This window comes from Micromonospora sp. DSM 43699 (assembly GCF_055517075.1).
The window spans coordinates 22,540-40,151 of record NZ_JBTMMT010000063.1; the positions used below are offsets into that span (position 1 = coordinate 22,540).

Annotated in this window: 19 protein-coding genes; 8 read left to right on the forward strand and 11 right to left on the reverse strand. The window is 73.8% G+C overall.

Translation table 11 applies throughout. The features are described from left to right. Positions 1-163: 163 nt before the first annotated feature. The gene (locus AC0AIB_RS24685) at positions 164-1,033 is read right to left on the reverse strand and encodes a PhzF family phenazine biosynthesis protein (RefSeq protein ID WP_328340398.1); all 870 of its coding nucleotides are present in this window, start codon (positions 1,031-1,033) and stop codon (positions 164-166) included. Between the two features lie 33 nt (positions 1,034-1,066). Here AC0AIB_RS24685 and AC0AIB_RS24690 point away from each other — a divergent pair, with 33 nt between their 5' ends. The 3 genes from AC0AIB_RS24690 to AC0AIB_RS24700 all read left to right on the forward strand — a co-directional run bounded on the left by AC0AIB_RS24690 (position 1,067) and on the right by AC0AIB_RS24700 (position 4,299). Next, positions 1,067-2,374 carry a magnesium transporter MgtE N-terminal domain-containing protein gene (locus AC0AIB_RS24690; protein WP_328340400.1) on the forward strand — a complete coding sequence of 436 codons (1,308 nt, stop codon included), beginning with the start codon at positions 1,067-1,069 and terminating at the stop codon, positions 2,372-2,374. Continuing rightward, the gene (locus AC0AIB_RS24695) at positions 2,367-3,020 is read left to right on the forward strand and encodes a DUF1003 domain-containing protein (RefSeq protein ID WP_328340402.1); all 654 of its coding nucleotides are present in this window, start codon (positions 2,367-2,369) and stop codon (positions 3,018-3,020) included. Before AC0AIB_RS24690 ends, AC0AIB_RS24695 begins: the two co-directional genes overlap by 8 nt. A gap of 130 nt (positions 3,021-3,150) precedes the next feature. Then, a complete protein-coding gene (locus AC0AIB_RS24700; RefSeq protein WP_328340404.1) occupies positions 3,151-4,299 on the forward strand; it encodes a P-loop NTPase in 1,149 nt (382 codons plus the stop codon). Positions 4,300-4,330: 31 nt separating this feature from the next. Here AC0AIB_RS24700 and AC0AIB_RS24705 read toward each other — a convergent pair whose 3' ends face one another. Beyond that, positions 4,331-4,756: a twin-arginine translocase TatA/TatE family subunit gene (locus AC0AIB_RS24705; protein ID WP_328340406.1), complete on the reverse strand. Its 426-nt coding sequence runs from the start codon at positions 4,754-4,756 to the stop codon at positions 4,331-4,333. A 73-nt stretch (positions 4,757-4,829) separates the two neighbouring features. After that, positions 4,830-6,167 (reverse strand): S1C family serine protease, encoded by a 1,338-nt coding sequence (locus AC0AIB_RS24710; protein WP_465097569.1) that lies wholly within the window; start codon positions 6,165-6,167, stop codon positions 4,830-4,832. A gap of 444 nt (positions 6,168-6,611) precedes the next feature. Here AC0AIB_RS24710 and AC0AIB_RS24715 point away from each other — a divergent pair, with 444 nt between their 5' ends. Beyond that, entirely contained in the window at positions 6,612-7,199 is a 588-nt protein-coding gene (locus AC0AIB_RS24715; RefSeq protein ID WP_328348943.1) for an O-methyltransferase, read from the forward strand. 38 nt (positions 7,200-7,237) lie between these two features. Here the strand turns inward: AC0AIB_RS24715 and AC0AIB_RS24720 are convergent, their stop codons facing one another. After that, positions 7,238-8,707, reverse strand: coding sequence for a leucyl aminopeptidase family protein (locus AC0AIB_RS24720; RefSeq protein ID WP_328340409.1), 1,470 nt, complete (start codon positions 8,705-8,707; stop codon positions 7,238-7,240). A 141-nt stretch (positions 8,708-8,848) separates the two neighbouring features. Next, on the reverse strand, positions 8,849-9,016 hold the full coding sequence (locus AC0AIB_RS24725; protein ID WP_007455245.1) for a DUF3117 domain-containing protein: 168 nt from the start codon (positions 9,014-9,016) through the stop codon (positions 8,849-8,851). Between the two features lie 191 nt (positions 9,017-9,207). Between AC0AIB_RS24725 and AC0AIB_RS24730 the strand changes: the two genes are divergently transcribed. Further along, entirely contained in the window at positions 9,208-10,026 is an 819-nt protein-coding gene (locus AC0AIB_RS24730; RefSeq protein WP_328340411.1) for a PaaX family transcriptional regulator, read from the forward strand. Positions 10,027-10,030: 4 nt separating this feature from the next. Continuing rightward, positions 10,031-10,822, forward strand: a complete 792-nt coding sequence (locus AC0AIB_RS24735) for an enoyl-CoA hydratase/isomerase family protein (protein WP_328340412.1) — start codon at positions 10,031-10,033, stop codon at positions 10,820-10,822. Positions 10,823-10,939: 117 nt separating this feature from the next. Here AC0AIB_RS24735 and AC0AIB_RS24740 read toward each other — a convergent pair whose 3' ends face one another. The 5 genes from AC0AIB_RS24740 to AC0AIB_RS24760 form a co-directional block, all read right to left on the reverse strand. Further along, entirely contained in the window at positions 10,940-11,692 is a 753-nt protein-coding gene (locus tag AC0AIB_RS24740; RefSeq protein WP_328340414.1) for an SDR family NAD(P)-dependent oxidoreductase, read from the reverse strand. A 65-nt stretch (positions 11,693-11,757) separates the two neighbouring features. After that, a complete protein-coding gene (locus AC0AIB_RS24745) occupies positions 11,758-12,342 on the reverse strand; it encodes a hypothetical protein (protein WP_465097563.1) in 585 nt (194 codons plus the stop codon). Next, positions 12,339-12,935: a DNA-3-methyladenine glycosylase I gene (locus AC0AIB_RS24750; protein WP_328340418.1), complete on the reverse strand. Its 597-nt coding sequence runs from the start codon at positions 12,933-12,935 to the stop codon at positions 12,339-12,341. The genes AC0AIB_RS24745 and AC0AIB_RS24750 overlap by 4 nt, the downstream gene beginning before the upstream one ends. 53 nt (positions 12,936-12,988) lie before the next feature. Continuing rightward, positions 12,989-13,510 (reverse strand): SRPBCC family protein, encoded by a 522-nt coding sequence (locus AC0AIB_RS24755; RefSeq protein WP_328340420.1) that lies wholly within the window; start codon positions 13,508-13,510, stop codon positions 12,989-12,991. Next, a complete protein-coding gene (locus tag AC0AIB_RS24760; RefSeq protein ID WP_465097564.1) occupies positions 13,507-14,112 on the reverse strand; it encodes a DivIVA domain-containing protein in 606 nt (201 codons plus the stop codon). Before AC0AIB_RS24760 ends, AC0AIB_RS24755 begins: the two co-directional genes overlap by 4 nt. Before the next feature lie 190 nt (positions 14,113-14,302). Here AC0AIB_RS24760 and folP point away from each other — a divergent pair, with 190 nt between their 5' ends. Further along, positions 14,303-15,172 carry a dihydropteroate synthase gene (gene folP / locus AC0AIB_RS24765; RefSeq protein ID WP_465097565.1) on the forward strand — a complete coding sequence of 290 codons (870 nt, stop codon included), beginning with the start codon at positions 14,303-14,305 and terminating at the stop codon, positions 15,170-15,172. 28 nt (positions 15,173-15,200) lie between these two features. On the opposite strand, the gene ndhC is transcribed toward folP, so the two are convergent. Beyond that, the gene (ndhC, locus tag AC0AIB_RS24770) at positions 15,201-15,578 is read right to left on the reverse strand and encodes an NADH-quinone oxidoreductase subunit A (protein ID WP_328340426.1); all 378 of its coding nucleotides are present in this window, start codon (positions 15,576-15,578) and stop codon (positions 15,201-15,203) included. Positions 15,579-15,722: 144 nt separating this feature from the next. Between ndhC and AC0AIB_RS24775 the strand changes: the two genes are divergently transcribed. Beyond that, positions 15,723-17,165 carry a hypothetical protein gene (locus AC0AIB_RS24775; protein WP_465097566.1) on the forward strand — a complete coding sequence of 481 codons (1,443 nt, stop codon included), beginning with the start codon at positions 15,723-15,725 and terminating at the stop codon, positions 17,163-17,165. Positions 17,166-17,612 lie beyond the last annotated feature (447 nt).

Genomic DNA, 17,612 nt, shown 5'->3' on the forward strand with positions numbered 1-17,612 from the left:
CCTCTCGCAGCTCTGGCCCGATCGACACCCGACTCCCGCAGCCGGCGGGGCATCGCCCTGCACACTGGGACGGCACCGCCGCGCGTCCCGCTCGTCGCCGGCCCGCACACAGCACCTGCGGTGGCGGCCCCGCACGCGCCGTCGGCCGACGCCCGTGGCGCGGTCAGCCGACGAACGGCGGGACCAGGATCTCGCCCCGGGCCACCGGCACCACCTGACCGGCCACGGTCGCCCCGACCGCCATCCCGTCCTCGGCGGTCACCGTGCAGGCCAACTCGGACGGACGACGGAGCTCCGCGCCCTGCCGGACGGCGTACCCGGAGCGCCCGTCGCCGGGGAGCAGACCGCTGGCGACCAGCCACACCCCCAGCCCCAGGGCGGCCGAGCCGGTGGCCGGGTCCTCGGGCACCCCGAGCCCCGGCACGAAGACCCGGGCGTGGGCGGTTTGCGCGTCGGCGTCCCAGGAGAAGACGCTGATGTGCTCCACCCCGTACCGCTGGGCTGCCGCCGCGTCGACCCGGGCGCGGGCCACCGCGTCCGGACGCACCGGGAGGTAGGGGAACTCCAGCCCACAGCCGGCCACCCGGGGCGGCGGGCCGGCGTGGTCGGCGGCGGTGAGACCGGCCATCTCCAGCAGCGGCTCGGGGTCGAGTTCCGGCCCGAGGGTGGGGGTGCCGCCGGTCAGGGTGGCGCCGGTCGCGGTCACCTCGACCGGAAGCACCCCGGCGTGGCACTCCTGGCTGACCGACCCGGCATCGAACAACCCGCGTCGGCTGGCGGTGACCGCCGCGCCCACGCTGGGATGACCGGCGAAGGGCAACTCCCCGGTCGGGGTGAAGATCCGGGCCCGGTAGGTGGCACCCACCTGGGTCGGCGGCAGCACGAACACCGTCTCCGACAGGTTGAACTCCATCGCCAGGGCCTGCATCTGCTCGGTGGCCAGCGCTTCGGCGCCGAACACGACGGCCAGCGGATTACCGGCGAACGGGCGGTCGGTGAAGACGTCCACGATCTCGTAGGCCAGGGTCGACATGGTGACAAACACTAGGCGCTTAGGCTGGTGGCCGTGAGCACGCCGAACCGGGTCTACATCGCTCGACTCGCCGGAGTCGCCGTCTTCGACCCGAACGGCGACCAGGTGGGGCGGGTCCGCGACGCGGTGGCCCGGATCCGGCCGACCCAGCGTCCGCCCGAGGTGGTGGGGCTGGTGGCCGAGATGCCGATGCGCCGCCGGATATTCCTGTCCATCAACCGGATCACCTCCATCGACGCCGACGCGGTCGTCCTCGGCAGCGGCACCCTCAACCTGCGCCGCTTCGAGAAGCGCCCCAACGAGCTGCTCGTCCTCCAGGAGTTGCTGGACCGGCGGGTGCAGCTCGACCCGGGCGGCCAGCCCGGCGCGGTGGTGGACGTCGCGATGGAACGCAGCCGGGGCGGCGAGTGGGCGTTGTCCCGGGTCGCCGTCCGCGAGCAGTCCACGCGGTTGACCCGCCGTGGTCACCTGCACCAGGTGGACTGGGAGCGGGTACGCGGCCTGAGCGGCATAGCCGACAACCGGGGTACGGCCAACCTGCTCGCCGTGCTGGAGGACATGCGCCCGGCCGACCTGGCCAACGCCCTCCAGGACCTGCCCGACGCCCGGCGCAACGAGGTCGCGGCGGCGCTCGACGACGAACGCCTCGCCGACGTGCTCAGCGAACTGCCCGAGCGCGACCAGGTGGAGATCCTCGCCGCCCTGGACCGGGAACGGGCCGCCGACGTGCTGGAGGAGATGGACCCCGACGACGCCGCCGACCTGCTCAACGAGCTACCCCCACCGGAGCAGGACGTGCTGCTCGACCTGATGGAGCCCGACGAGGCCGACCCGGTCCGGCAACTGCTGAAGTACACCTCCGGCACGGCCGGCAGCGTGATGACGTCCGAGCCGGTGATCCTGCCGCCGGACGCCACCGTCGCCGAGGCGCTGGCCCGGATCCGGGAGGAGCAGCTCTCCCCGGCGATCGCCGCACAGGTCTTCGTGACCCGCGCGCCGATGACCACCCCCACCGGCCGCTACCTGGGCATCGTGCACTTCCAACGGCTGCTGCGCGAGCCGCCTGCCGACCTGCTCGGCGGGGTGGTGGTCAACGACATCGACCCGCTGCGGCCGACCACCCCGTTGCCGGAGATCACCCGCCGGATGGCCACCTACGACCTGGTGGCGATGCCGGTGGTCGACCGGAACAACCGGCTGGTCGGCGCGGTCACCGTCGACGACGTGCTCGACCACTCGCTGCCGAGGGACTGGCGGGACCGGGACGCCGTACCCGCCCCGGCCACCGCCGACGAGACGGACCCGTCCGCCCCGGCGATCGGCGGTGGCACCGATGGCTGAACAGCGCCGGGCCGAGCGGTTGGACCAGCCGCGCGAGCCCCGGGGGGTCAAGCTGCCCCGGTTCGACGCGGAGGCGTTCGGCCGCTGGTCGGAGGGGATCGCCCGGGGGATGGGCACGGCGAACTTCATCGTCTACATGACCGTGGTGATCGCGCTGTGGTTCGGCTGGAACACCCTGGCCCCGGCGGACCTGCGCTTCGACCCGTACACCTTCACGTTCCTGACCCTGGTGTTGTCGTTGCAGGCGTCGTACGCGGCCCCGCTGATCCTGCTCGCGCAGAACCGGCAGACGGACCGGGACCGGGTGGCACTGGAGGAGGACCGTCGTCGGGCGACCATGCAGAAGGCGGACACCGAGTACCTGGCCCGGGAGGTCGCCGCGCTGCGGATCGCGCTGGGCGAGGTGGCCACCCGGGACTTCCTCCGCTCGGAGTTGGCCCGGCTGGCCGAGGAGCTGGACGCGGCCGCCCAACGCCGGCAGAAGCGGGAGCTGCGGCAGTCGAAACGGACCGGCGGGCGGCCCGGGGGCGGCGAGGGGCGGTCGGAGGCTGGCCAGGGGCGGTCCGGGGGTGGTGAACCGCCGCTCGACGAGCCCCGGGACGAGCTGGACGGCGACTACGCCCGGGACGGCCGCCCGGAGAGCTGAGCGTGGCACTTCGTACCTGATCATCCGGGTTCGTCGGCGGGCCGGGACGACCCCGGCCCGCCGATCGATTCGCTCACACCCGGCCCCGCTGCCGGCGGACGCACCGCACCGCCGACGTAGCATTGCCCGCATGTCAGCTCCCGTCAGCACCATCTCCGACGCGATCCAGGCCGCCCTGGCCACCGTCAACGACCCGGAGATCCGCCGGCCCATCACCGACCTCGGCATGGTCCGCTCCGCCGAGATCGGCGAGGACGGCGTGGTCCGGGTCGGGCTGCTGCTCACCGTCGCCGGGTGCCCGCTGAAGGACAAGCTGCGGGGTGACATCACCGCCGCCGTCGGCGCGGTGCCCGGGGTGGCCGGCGTCGAGATCGAGTTCGGGGTGATGAGCCCGGAGCAACGGCAGGAGTTGCAGGGCAAGCTGCGCGGGGGCGCCGCCGGTGACGAGTCGGTGATCCCGTTCGCCCAGCCCGGCTCCCGCACCCGGGTGTACGCGGTGGCCAGCGGCAAGGGCGGCGTCGGCAAGTCCAGCGTCACCGTCAACCTGGCCGCCGCGCTGGCCGCCCGGGGCCTGGCCGTCGGCGTGGTGGACGCCGACATCTACGGCCACTCGGTGCCCCGGATGCTCGGCGCGGACGGCAAACCCACCCGGGTGGAAGACATGATCATGCCGCCGCAGGCGAACGGCGTGAAGGTGATCTCGATCGGCATGTTCACCCCGGGCAACGCGGCAGTGGTGTGGCGCGGCCCGATGCTGCACCGGGCGTTGCAGCAGTTCCTCGGCGACGTCTACTGGGGTGAGCTGGACGTCCTCCTGCTCGACCTGCCCCCGGGCACCGGCGACATCGCCATCTCGGTGGCCCAGTTGCTGCCCAACGCCGAGATCCTGGTGGTGACCACCCCGCAGGCGGCAGCGGCCGAGGTCGCCGAGCGGGCCGGTGCGATCTCCCTGCAGACCCACCAGCGCATCGTCGGCGTCATCGAGAACATGTCCTGGCTGGAGCTGCCGGACGGGTCCCGGATGGAGGTCTTCGGCACCGGCGGCGGTGCGGCGGTGGCCGAGTCGCTGACCCGGACGATCGGCGCGCAGGTGCCGCTGCTGGGTCAGATCCCGATGGACACCCGGGTCCGCGAGGGCGGCGACGCCGGCACCCCGATCGTGCTGTCCGCGCCGGACGCGCCCGCCGCGAAGGCACTGCGCCAGGTGGCCGACCGGCTGGCGGTACGCCGCGAGTCGCTGCTCGGCAAGCCACTGGGCCTCAAGCCCGCCGGCCGCTGACCGTGCCCCCGCCGCCACCCGGGCCGAGGGGTCAGGTGGCGTCGTCGTAGCTGGGGCGGGGGGCCGGTGCGGGAGCGGGAGCAGTGCTGGTCGCGGTGCTCTTCCGGGCGGCGGCCCGCGGGTCGACCCGGTCGGCGACCTCCTTGAGCTCCTCGTGCACGCCTGTCACGTCCGCCCGCAGGTTGTCGTAGACGCCCTGGAGGGGCTTGCGGATCGCCTGCTCGTCCTCCTCGCTGAGGAGGTGCTTGCGGATGAACGCCTTCGGGTGCAGGTCCTCCAGCTGGATGTCGGTGCCCAGCTCACGGCTCAGGTCGCCGGTCGCGTTGCGGGCCATGTTGCGCAGGTTGCGCACCATCCGCAGGCCGTCGCTGATGACGTTGGGCAACCGGTCTCCGAAGATCAGCAGCGCCAGGAGCAGCAGTACGCCGATCTCCCACCAGTTCAGGTTGTCGAGCACCGCGGGGCCTCCTCGTCGCGTCGGGCCAAGCCTACGCACGTCAGACCCCGATCCGGGAGGGGGTGACCGGTCCTCACTTGGCGTCCGCGGCGAGCGTCACCGAGGCGTTCTGCCGGGTCGTGCCACGCCGGTACTCCACCGTCACCACCGATCCCGGGGCGAACTTGCGGACCAGGGCGATCAGGTCGGTCGGCTCGTTCATCGGCCGCCCGTTGAGCCTGAGGACCACGTCGCCGGTCTTCAGGCCCGCCCCGGCCGCCGGGCCGGTCGGCTCCACGGCCGCCAGGCGCACGCCGGTGCCGGCCCGGCTGGCGGTCCCGGTGCCGGCGACCTGGGCCCCGATCACGGTACGCCGGGCCTTGCCGGTGCCGATGATGTCCTGGGTGATCCGTTTCGCCTGGTTGATCGGGATGGCGAAGGCGAGCCCGATGTTCCCCGCCTCCTGCCCCTCCGCCACCAGCGACTTGATCGTCGAGTTCACCCCGATCACCCGGCCCGCCGAGTCGACCAACGGACCGCCGGAGTTGCCGTGGTTGACCGCGGCATCGGTCTGGATCGCGGCGTAGTAGCGGACCGGCCCACCCGGTTCACCCGCCTGCATGGTGCGGTCCAACGCGCTGATGATGCCGGCGGTGACCGTGTTCGCCAGGGACAGCGGTGAGCCGATGGCCAGCACCGGGTCGCCCACCGCGAGCGTCTCGGAATCACCGAACTCGATCGGCCGCAGCCCCTTGCGGTTCACCTTGATCACCGCGATGTCCGACTCCGGGTCCTGACCGACCACCGTCGCCGGGGAGCTGCTGCCGTCGTTGAAGGTCACCGACGCCCGGCCGGTGCCGTCGGCGACCACGTGGTCGTTGGTGACGATGTAGCCGTCGGTGCTGACGACGAACCCGGAGCCCTCGCTGGTGCCGCCCAGGCTGGCCACCCGGATGGTCACCACGCTGGGCAGGACCCGGCCGGCGACCCCGGCCAGCGAATCGGGGCGACGCTGGGCCAGCGCCGGGCCCTCGGCCGGGCCGGCCCCCAGGGTGACCCCGCCGCCGACCCCGCCACGCACCGCGAAGGCGTACCCGAGGGCACCGCCCAGGGTGCCGGCGAGCAGCGCGACGATCAGCGGGACGAGCAGCAGTTGGCGGAGCTTCGGCCGGCCCGGCGCGTCCGGGTCGGTGACCGGCTCCGGTGCCGCCCCGGTGGCCGGCACGCCCGGCAGGACCACCGCTGACGGGGCGTACGGGTCGCGCCAGGGGTCGGCGAGCGCGTCGGACCACCATGGCGACGCCGGACCGCCGTGGGCCCCGTACGGCGTCGTCGGGCCTGTCTGTGGCGGCCCGGCCGGCGGCGACGCCGACCCCGGAGTCCCGCCGGGCGCTCGCCAGTCCCAGCCGTCGGTCACGTCGGTGCCTCCCAGTCCGTCCCCCGGTGCCCCGGGCCACGACCGGGGGTGGCGGTCACGGCGCAGGAGGGCACCCCATCCAGGATTGCACGGATGCGCCGGACGGAGTCAGCTCTTGCCCGCCCGTGATCGCGACCGACGCCTTTCATCCCGTCACGACCGACCACCGACGACCGCCGGCCCCACCGACGACCGCCGGCCCCGCCGTCGGCGGAACTCCGGCCCTGCGGAACGGTGCACGGACGGACTTCGGCACGCCGTCGGTGGTGCACGGGCGGACTCCGGCCCGACCGGGAACGGTCACGGGTGGACTCGCGGCTGCGCCGAGGAAGCCTCGCCTCTAGGCTCATACCGCCAACCCGCCCGTTGCACCATCATCCCGCCCGGAGGTGTCCCATCGCCACGGTCGCCAGTTCCGGCAGCCCGACGGCGCAGGCGTTGCAGTTCGCCGAGTCGTACGTGGGCGAGGACATCGTGCTTCGGACCGCCCGCAGCCTCGCCCGGGAGGTCGGCCTCGACGCGGTCACCCCGGGCGCCGGGGCGGCGCTGCGCCTGCTCGCCGCCGCCGGCAACGCCCGCGCGGTGGTGGAGATCGGCACCGGCACCGGGGTCAGCGGGGTCTGGCTGCTCCGTGGCATGCGTGCCGACGGGGTGCTCACCACCATCGACGTCGAGATCGAGCACCAGCGGATCGCCAGGCGGATCTTCGTCGAGGCCGGCTTCCTGTCCGGCCGCACCCGGATCATCACCGGTCGGGCGCTGGACGTGCTGCCCCGGCTCGCCGACGGCGCGTACGACCTGATCTTCGTGGACGGCGAGGCGACCGGCTCCGCCGCGTACGTCGACGCCGCGCTGCGGCTGCTGCGCCCCGGCGGGGTGCTCGCCCTCAACGGCGGCTTCGCCGGCGGACGGATCGGCGACCCGGCCGCCCGGGACGCCGAAACGGTGACCATGCGGGAGACGGTCAAGGCGATCCGGGAGGCCGAGCAGTGGATTCCGGCTCTGCTCCCGGTCGGTCACGGCCTGCTGGCCGCGGTGAAGTGCTGACCCGCTGACCGGCCGGAGCGCGGGCCGGGGTGGGCGGCTCAGTCCAGGGTCGCCAGCCAGCGCAGCAGGCCCCGGACGCCCCAGCCGGTCGCACCACGGGTCAGCTCCGCGTGGTCGCCGTCGGCCCAGGACGGCGCGGACATGTCGATGTGCAGCCACCGGTCCCGCAGCTCGCCGGTGAACTCGCGCAGGTAGAGCGCGGCCATCACCGAGCCGGCCCCCCGGTCCGGGGAGCTGTGCCGGTCGGCCAGGTCGCTGCCGAGGTGTTCGAGGTAGTCGGCGGGCAGTGGCATCCGCCAGGCCGCCTCGCCGGCGTCGTCCACGGCGCCCAGCACGGCGGCGGCCAGTTCGTCGTTCTCGCTGTAGAGCGCGCCGGTCCGCTTGCCCAGCGCCACCGCGTTGGCACCGGTCAGGGTGGCCAGGTCGATCAGCAGGTCGGGGCGGAGCTCGCGGGCCGCGTAACCGAGCGCGTCGGCGAGCACCAGCCGGCCCTCGGCGTCGGAGTTGGTGCTCTCGCTGGTCGTGCCGTCGTAGTGCCGGATGACGTCGCCGGGGCGGAACGCCGCGCCGCTGACCATGTTCTCGGCCAGGGGCGTCAGGGCGGTGACCCGGAGGGGCAGCCGCAGCGCCGCCGCGCCGAGGGTGGCCGCGACGACCGCCGCCGCACCGGCCATGTCCTTGCGCATCAGTTTCATCGCCGGCACCGGCTTGATCGAGATGCCGCCGGTGTCGAAGGTGATCCCCTTGCCGACCAGGACGACGTGCAGCCGGGCGTCGGCGGGCCGCCAGTCCAGCTCGACCAGGCGAGGAGGGCTGGCCGAGCCGCCGCCGACGGCGAGGATGCCGCCGAAGCCCTCGGCCGCCAACTCCTGTGGACCGCGTACCCGCAGGTGCAGGTCGGGGTGTTCGGCGGCGGCGGAGGCGACCTGGGCGGCGAACCACTGCGGGTTCTTCACCGAGGACGGGGTGTTGGTCAGGTCCCTGGCGAAACAGGTCATCCGGGCGGTGGTCCGGGCCGCCTCGACCGCCTCGGCGAGCGGGTCCGGCGCAACGGTCAGCAGGGTCACCCCGGCCAGCGTGGGCGACGGCTCCCCCTCGGACAGCCGGAACCGGTACGAGGCGAGCAGCACCCCCTCGACGAGGGCCCGGACGACTCCGGCCGTAGCGTCGACCGGCAGAGCCAACGTGATATGTGTCTCATCTGCGGCGGCACGGGCCAGGGCGGCACCGGCAGTCCGCCAGGCCCGCTCTCCACCGTCGCCCACGCCGAGCAGCAGCAGACGGGCCGGGGTACGACCGGGGCGCAGCTGGGTCAGGGTCTCGCCGGCCCGGCCGGTCAGCCGGGTGGCCGGCAGCAGCGCCTCCGCCTCGGTCCGCAGCTCGTCGGCGGGCGGCGGTGCGGTGGCGACCAGTGCCGGCGCGGTGCCGTCCGGGTCGGTGGCGGCGCGGACGGGCAGGACGAGGACGTCCGACCGGTCGACGGCGACGGCGAGGCTGATGGCGAGCACGCTGGACCGTACCTCCGGGAAGTTCGTGGTGCGGGACCTCGATGACCCGCGGGTGACAGACGAAGTCCCTGAGTCACCGGCGACGCCGGTGACTCAGGGACCCGGGACCGTCCGCGCGGCACCGCGCGGAGTGCCGGCCGATCAGCCGGCAGCCGCCTTCAGCGCGTCACCGAGCGCGTTGGCCTCGTCGGGAGTCATCTCGACGACGAGCCGGCCACCGCCCTCCAGCGGGACCCGCATGACGATGCCCCGACCCTCCTTGGTGACTTCCAGCGGACCGTCGCCCGTCCGCGGCTTCATCGCCGCCATGTTGTCTCCCCTCAGACCTAAACATCAGGGTAGGTGTACTGCCCCACAGCCACTTCGTGCCGACCACCCGCAAGGTACGCGGGGGCGTCGACCACGATTTTCCCTGATGAACACCGCCGGACCCAAACCGGAGCAGCATTGATGTAACAGCATCTAGCTTATCTTGAGAAGGCCTGTCACAATGTGCGGTCATGCAGGCACGGTCGGCACTCTTCGACCTCTACGGCGACCATCTCCGCACGAGGGGTGGGCGCGCACCGGTTGCCGCCCTGGTGAAGTTGCTGGCCCCACTCGGCGTCGCCCCGCCGGCCGTCCGGACCGCCGTGTCCCGGATGGTCCGCCAGGGCTGGCTCGAACCGCTGCGGCTCGCCTCCGGCCCCGGGTATTCGATCACGCCCAAGGCGGTCCGCCGGCTGGACGAGGCCGCCGCCCGGATCTACCGCACCGGGCGGATCACCTGGGACGGGCGGTTCGACCTGCTGGTCCTGTCGACCCCGACGGCCCGCCGGGACCGGCAGCGGCTCGCCGCCAACCTCAGCTTCCTCGGCTACGGCACCCTCGACGAGCACACCTGGGTGGCCACCCGGGCCAGCGAGGACGTCGACGTGCTGCTGGAGGAGGCCGGGGTGCACTACGAGCGGTTCACCGCCGCACACGCCGCCGGCACCCCCGGCGCGATGGGCGTGGTCCGCCGCGCCTGGGACCTCGGCGAGATCGGGCACGCGTACGAGCGGTTCGTCGCCGAACAGCGTGCCCAACTGGCCGGGGTGACCGTACGCAGTGGCGACGAGGAGGCGTACGCGGCCCGGTTCCGGCTGGTGCACGCATGGCGTACCTTCCTTTTCCAGGACCCGCAACTCCCCCCGGCGTTGCTTCCCGAACGCTGGCCCGGCACCGCCGCCGCCAGCTTCTTCGACAGGCACGCCACCCGGCTCCGGCCGGCCGCCGACCGGTACGTCGAGCAGTGCCTCGACGCCGGCAACCGGCTTCCCCGACAGAAGGGCCGTTAGCGACGTGACCGAGCCACTGCTCGTCGACCGCACCGATGCCGTGGTCACCCTGACCCTGAACCGCCCCACCGCGATGAACTCGCTCGACGTGGCGCTCAAGGAGGCCCTCCGGGACGCCCTGGCCGAGCTGGAGACCGACCGGTCCTGCCGGGCGGTGGTGCTGGCCGGGGCGGGTGGCTCGTTCAGCGCCGGTCAGGACCTGCGCGAGCACGTACAGACCCTGGAGTCGCCGGGTCGGGATCCGTTGGACACCGTCCGGGCGCACTACAACCCGATCGCCGCCCGGCTGGCGAACCTGCCCAAGCCGGTGGTCGCCGCGGTCCGCGGGATGGCCGCCGGAGCGGGCGCCTCGCTGGCGTTCCTGGCCGACTTCCGGATCGGTGGGCCGAAGACGAAGTTCCTGATGGCGTTCGCCGGGGTGGGCCTGGCCGCCGACACCGGGGCGTCCTGGACACTGCCCCGGTTGGTCGGCCACGCCAAGGCCGTCGAACTGCTGATGCTCGCCGAGCCGGTCGGTGCCGACGAGGCCTACCGGTCGGGGCTGCTCACCCGGCTGGTCGAGGACGACGAGCAGGTGCTGCCCACCGCGCACGAGCTGGCCGCCCGGCTCGCCGCCGGCCCGACCGTCGCCTACGGGGCGATCAAGCGGCAGCTCTCCATCGCCGACGCGGGCACCCTCGCCGACGCCCTCTCCGCCGAGGCGCAGGCCCAGTCGATCTGCGGGGCCACCGCCGACCACCGGGCCGCCACCATCGCGTTCGTCAAAAAGCAGAAGCCGGTCTTCCACGGCAACTGAAGTGCCGGGCCGGCCCGGGGGCACCGGCCGTGCCGTGCCGTGGCGGTCACGCGTCACCTCGACGACCTGCCGGCCGGGCCACACCATCCCCGTCGGTGCCGGGCCACACCGTCCCCGTCAGCGGGCGACATAGCCGCCGTCGATGGGGACGGTGTGGCCGGTGATCCAGGTGGCGTCGTCGGAGCAGAGGAAGAGCACCACGCCGGCCACGTCGTCCGGGCTGGGGATGCCGGGTTTCGGGTTGAACGACTCCATCCGGGCCCGCATCTCCGCCGGATCGGGCGCGCTGTCGATGAAGTGCTGCACCAGCGGGGTCATCACCACAGTGGGGGCGACCGCGTTGACCCGGATGTTGCGGGCCGCGTACTCCACCGCCGCCGACCGGGTGAGCCCGACGATGCCGGCCTTGGTGAAGGTGTACGGGGAGATGTTCTCCTGCGCCGCCAGGCCGGTGGTGGACGAGGTGTTGACGATTGCACCCCCGCCTCCGCGCAGCATGGCCTCGATGCCGTACTTGAGCACGTGGAACACGCCGTCGCCGTTGATCCGCCGGACCTTCTGCCAGTTCTCCACGTCCATCTCGTGCAGGGGCTGCTGCCGGCCGTCGATGCCGGCGTTGTTGAAGATGACGTCGATCCGGTCGTAGCGCTGCACCGCGTCCGCGATGCCCTGCTCCACCGCTGCGGCGTCGCCGGTGTCGACGGTGACCGCGAGGGCGTCGGGCAGCTCGGCGGCCACCCGCCGGGCGCCCTCGGCGTTGATGTCGGCGATCACCAGCCGGGCCCCCTCGGCGGCGAATCGGCGGGCGGTCGCCTCCCCGAGCCCCGAGGCGCCACCGGTGACGAACGCGACCTTGTCCTGGAACCGCATCGGCTCTCCCCCGACCGGCCGACCGACTGCCGGCACCCGTGCGCCCTTACCCGGTCGGCGGGTGGCTAGTCGTCCTCCTCCGGGTCCTGGTTGGCCTCGGCGCCCAGCACGAACGCCTGCATGGCCAGCTCGTCGCCGCTCGGTGAGACGAAGGCAGGCAGCTCGGCCGGACCGAGCTCCTGCACGTACGACCAGAAGAGCCGGACCGCCTCGGCCGGGGACTCGGCCTCGATCGGCAGGTCGAGGCTGACCAGCCAGGTCCGACGCAGCGGCGGCGGGCCGAGCCGGTCGACCAGCTCGCGGTAGCTGCCCGGGGCGAGCGCGGTGACCGGGCCGGCGACCGCCGTCCGGTCGATCGGCACCGGCGCGTCGAACGACCGCCGGGTGTACGTCACCAGCAGCGCCTGCCCGTCGTGCCGGGCGACCCGGCCCAGCGCCACCAGCCGGGGCGGGTCGTCGGCCAGCACCGCCACCGGGTCACCGGGGCGGGGCGCGGGCGCACCGGCCGGGACGGTCAGCTCCAGGGTGTCGTGGTGGACGAGGCGTTCGGCGTCGTGCCGCCCGGCCGGCAGCAGCACCGCCCAGGCGTCGTCGCCCCGCCCGCCGTCGACGTCGGTCGGGCCGGTGCTGCGGTGCTCGGTCACGGTCATGACCCCATCCCATCACGGGCCACGGCGGTGCCGGCGTGGCAGCCGGCGAGATGGTCGTCGACCATTCCGGTGGCCTGCATCAGCGCGTACGCCGTGGTGGGGCCGACGAAGCGGAAACCCTGCTTCTTGAGCGCCTTGGCCAGCGCGGTGGACGCCGGGGTCGTGGCCGGCACCTCGGCGAACGATCCGAACCGGGCCGCCCGGGGCGGCGGCGCGTACGACCAGAGCAGCGCGGAGAGCCCGGCGGGCAGGGCCAGCGCGGCGCGGGCGTTGGCGACCGCCGCCTCGATCTTGGCCCGGTTGCGGACGATTCCCGCGTCGGCGAGCAGCCGGGTCACGTCCGCGTCGTCGAAGGCGGCGACCCGGTCGATCCGGAAGTCGGCGAAGGCCAGCCGGAACGCCGGGCGCTTGCGCAGGATGGTCAGCCAGGACAGCCCGGACTGGAACGCCTCCAGGGTGAGCCGTTCGTAGAGGGCGTCGTCGCCGCGCAGCGGACGGCCCCACTCGGTGTCGTGGTAGATCGCGTAGTCCGGGGTGCTCGCCCCCCACGCGCAGCGGGGCAGTCCGTCGGGGCCGGTCACCAGGTCAGTCACCCGGTACACGCTAGGCCAGGGGCCCGACACCGCCGGGTGGCGGGCCGGACCGGTCAGCGGGGCGCGGACGGCCGGGGCAGGCGGCCGGACTCGACCAGGCGGGCGAAGCGCCTCAGGGCCAGCGTCAGGCTTGCCTTGGAACCCGGCCAGAGCAGCGGCCAGGCGACCCGCCCGGCCGACCCGCCGGGCAGGTGGAACCACTCGTGCCAGACCACCTGCGTGCGGCCGTCGGCCAGCGGGGTGCAACGCAGCACGCCCGGGCCGCGCAGCAGCCTGCCGCAGTGCACCACGCCCACCTCGTACGGGGCGTCGACCCGGACCACCCGCATCTCGTCGCGCAGCGCCGCCGGGCCGAGCGAGGTGACCGCCTCGACGAGGCTGCCCTCCCCGCCGTCGCCCTCGACCACCCGCACCCGGGTCAGCGGAATCCAGTCGGACTGCCCCTCCCAGTCGGTCAGCGCGGCGAAGACCCGCTCGGCGGGAGCGTTGACGATCACCGTGGCGGTGAACTCGCCGGCACCCGGCTGGGCGGCCTCGTCGGCCAGGCCGCCGCCGGCCGGATCGGGTCCGGTCACACCGGCTCCGACCGGGCCACGGCACCGCCGGGACGGTCCGCGTCGGCCCGGTCCGTCTCGGCACGGTCCTCGGTGCGGTCCGTCTCGGTGCGGTCCGTCTCGGTGCGGTCCGTCTCGGTGCGGTCCGTCTCGGTGCGGTCCGTGGTCGGGGTGGGGGTGATGTCGATGGGCTCGACCTCGACGGTCGGGCCTTCCGGACCGGGTGCGTCCGGGGCAGGGGTCGCCGGAGAGGCGTCGGGCGGGGTGGCGACGGCCTCCTCCCGGGTACGGCGCAGCACGTCGGCGTCGGCGGTACGGCCCTCCCGCAGCGCGACGACCTCGGCCTCCAGCACCCCGATCAGCTCGGCCTTGTATCCGATGTCGTAGGCGGCCCGGCGCATCGCCTGGTCGACCTGGGCCATCCGGTAGCCGCGCAGGGCGGTGTCGAAGCGGAGCGCGCCGACGTCCGACTCCCGCAGGGGTCGGCCACCGGGCAACGGGACGGCTCTGCCGTCGGGCTCGGTGGGGGCGAGCCCGTCCCGACCCGAGATCAGCACCGTCACGCCGAACACGACCGCCGCCACGGTCAACGCGACGACCACAATGAGCAGAGTCTGACCCATAGGGAGATCGTGGCACGGGGACACCCTCCGGAGCGACCCCAACCACCATCATCGTCACCGATCTTCTGGCCGTACCGGCTCCGGAGCGGGGCGGGGGCCTGGGGTCGTACCGGCCCGAGGGCCGGGGCGGACGACCAGCTAGCGTCGGCATCGGCCGGGTCGTCCGGCCGGTGACCTGCGGGAGGCGGAATTGGCCGGGGCGCTGCGGCTCGGAGGGCGGACGTTCGCCCCGGGCGAGCCGGTGGTGATGGCGATCGTCAACCGGACGCCGGACTCGTTCTTCGACCGGGGTGCCACCTTCACGCAGGACAGCGCGCTGCGCGCGGTGGAGCGGGCGGTCGCCGAGGGCGCCGAGATCATCGACATCGGTGGGGTGAAGGCCGGGCCGGGCGACGAGGTCGACGTGGTCGAGGAGATCCGGCGGACGGTGGACACCATCGCCGCCGTCCGGGCCGCGTTCCCCGAGGTGGTCATCTCGATCGACACCTGGCGGGCCGAGGTGGCGGTCGAGGCGGTGGCGGCCGGCGCGGACCTGCTCAACGACACCTGGTCAGGGGCCGATCCGGCGCTCGCCCGGGTGGCCGCCGAGACCGGGGCCGGGCTGGTCTGCTCACACGCCGGCGGCCTGACGCCCCGCACCCGGCCGCACCGGGCGGCCTTCCCCGACGTGGTCGCCGACGTGGTCGCGACGGTGACCGGGCTCGCCGAGCGGGCGGTGGCCCTGGGGGTACGCCCCGACGGCATCCTGATCGACCCGGCGCACGACTTCGGCAAGAACACCCGCCACTCCCTGGAGATCACCCGCCGGTTGGCCGAGCTGTCCGGCACCGGCTGGCCGCTGCTGGTGGCGTTGTCGAACAAGGACTTCATCGGCGAGACACTGGACCTTCCGGTGTCGGACCGGTTGGAGGGCACCCTGGCCGCGACGGCGGTGTCGGCCTGGCTCGGTGCCCGGGTCTTCCGCGCCCACCAGGTCCTGCCTACCCGTCGGGTGCTCGACATGGTGGCCTCGATCCGGGGCGACCGCCCACCCACCGTCACCCGCCGCGGCCTGGCCTGACCGCCGCCCGACCCGGCCGCGGGGGTGGTCAGGTCCAGTTCAGGATGCGCTTGCGCCAGGCGTAGAGGATGCCGAGCGCGACCACGGCCACGAAGACGCCCATCTCGGCGACCGTCACCGCACCGAAACCGGGCCGGTCGAAGACCATCGCCCAGGGGAAGAGGAAGACCGCCTCGACGGCGAAGAGCACGTAGAGGTACGCGTACACGTAGTAACGGATCTGCATCTGCGCCCAGTCGCCACCGACCGGGTCGAGGCCGCACTCGTAGCCGGCCCGCTTGCCGGCGGGGTCGGCCGGACGGCCGGGACGTAACACCCGGTTGGCGGAGAACGCCGTAACGAAGAAGAGGACGGCAGCGAGCAGCAAGAGCCCGAGCGTCGCGTACGAGCCCAGGTAACCGGTCACGGTGGGTCAGCCTACCGGGCCTCGGCCGGTCCAGACGCCGTGGCGGGCACCCGAACACGTCACCGAATTCTCTTCCACAGGTACTGGTGCCACCTGGCAACTGTTACCGAATAATGAACTCTCACCCAGAGTCACGGAGGTCAGATGCCCGGCGTGAACACGCGTGCCCTTCGGCGGTTCCTCGTCCGGCGTACCCCTGCTCTGGTCGGGGCGGTGTTGACGGCCGGGCTGGTGGTCGCGCTCGGGATGCCGGCGGGCCTGGCGACGGCGGCACCCACCGTGACCCGTCTGGTCACCGACCCGGCCGACGTCCCCACCGCCGGCGGCGGCGACCCGACGGACGGGACCATGCCCCCGGGCGAGCCGACGGCGACCGGGCCGGCCCCGACCACGGCACCGCCGACGCTGCCGCCGGCCCCGGAGCCCACCACACCCGCGCCGGAGCCGACCGGCACGACGCCGGAGACCACGGCACCGGCGGCGACGGCCACCACCACTCCGACCGCGGCACCGACCCCGAAGCCACCGCTGCCCAGCAGGCCCGCGCCGCCGGGGCCGAACCCGCAGCAGCCGGGCGGCGGGCGGGTCGGGGTCCAGGTCACCACGGGGGACGTCACGCTCGACGACCGCTACTGGGGAGCCCGGAGCACGGTCACCACCCTGCGGGTCACCGTCTCCAACACCGGTGCCGTGCCGGAGCGGGTGCGACTGGCGTACACGCTGCCGGCCGGGCTCACCGACGCCGGGACGCCTGGTTGCGCGGCGGCCGGCGACGACGGTTGGCACTGCGGCGAGTGGACCACCGCGCCGGGCGACCTGTTCGACACCCTGATCCGGGTACGGGTCAGCGGCGTCGCCTGGCGGCAGATGCCGCTGAGCGGTGCGGTACGGGTCACCGCGACCGGGCCGGGCGCCGGCAACACCGCCCGGGACAACGAGGGCTTCGCGGTCCTCTTCCCGCCCGGTCCGCCGGTGCCCGGGATCCTGCTGGACGCCGACGAGGTCGCCTTCGACATCAGTGGCGGACCCACCGTGCTGGCGGCCCAACTGGGCAACACCGGGCGGGTAAACGCCACCGGACGGGTCGAGGTCGTGCTGCCTGCCGGGGTCAGCGTGCTGGATCCGCCGGCCGGCTGCGTGTCGGCGTCGCCGACGCGTACCCGCTGCGACCTGGGCGTCATGCCGGCGGGGCGGACGGAGACGCTCCGGTTCACCGTCGCCGCCACCCCGGACGCCCAGCGCGAGGCGCCGCTGGCCGGCGCGTTGGTCGGCCGGCTGACTCCGGAGCGCGGGCCGGCCCGTCAGGTCCAGCTGAGCTTCCGGATCACCGCCGCCGCCGCGCTTGCCACCACGCCGGTGGGCACTCCCGCGCCGACCGGGTCGCAGGGGTTGATCGCGGCGGAGGGACGCGGGGCCGTCGACATCGCCGGGATGTCGTCCGCCCAGCGGACCGCGCTCGTGCTGATCGTGGTCTCCGTCCTGCTGGTGGTGTTGGCGCTCGCGCTTGCCACCGGCTCACTACGGCGACGGGCGACCGGGCCGGCGGCGGACACCACCGGCGAGGCACCGACCCGGCTGACCGGCTGACGGGCGGGCGGGAGCCGGGGAGTCCGGTGGCGACCGGGACGGGCGGTGATCTCAATTACGGCGGGCACCGCAAATCGCCGCAAACTCCCACAAATGCCACCGACCTGTATCCCAGGTGTCGGACCTCCACCAAGGATGCCCTAAGCCCGGGACGTAGGCTCGGAGCGAGAGACGACAGCGGGCCGGGCCAGCCCACGGGCGGACCGGGCGCAGCGGCGCGTCAAGGAGGTCGAGTGGCCGGGCAAGGCGGGGTCACCATCATGTGCAGCCGCGCGCGCGGCGGGGCCGAGCGAAGCGAGGTGCGGGCGTGACCAAGCAGATCCGTCAGTTGGACCGGGTGGTGATCCGGTTTGCGGGTGACTCGGGTGATGGGATGCAGTTGACGGGGGACAGGTTCACCTCGGAGACGGCGCAGTTGGGTAATGATATTTCGACGTTGCCGAATTT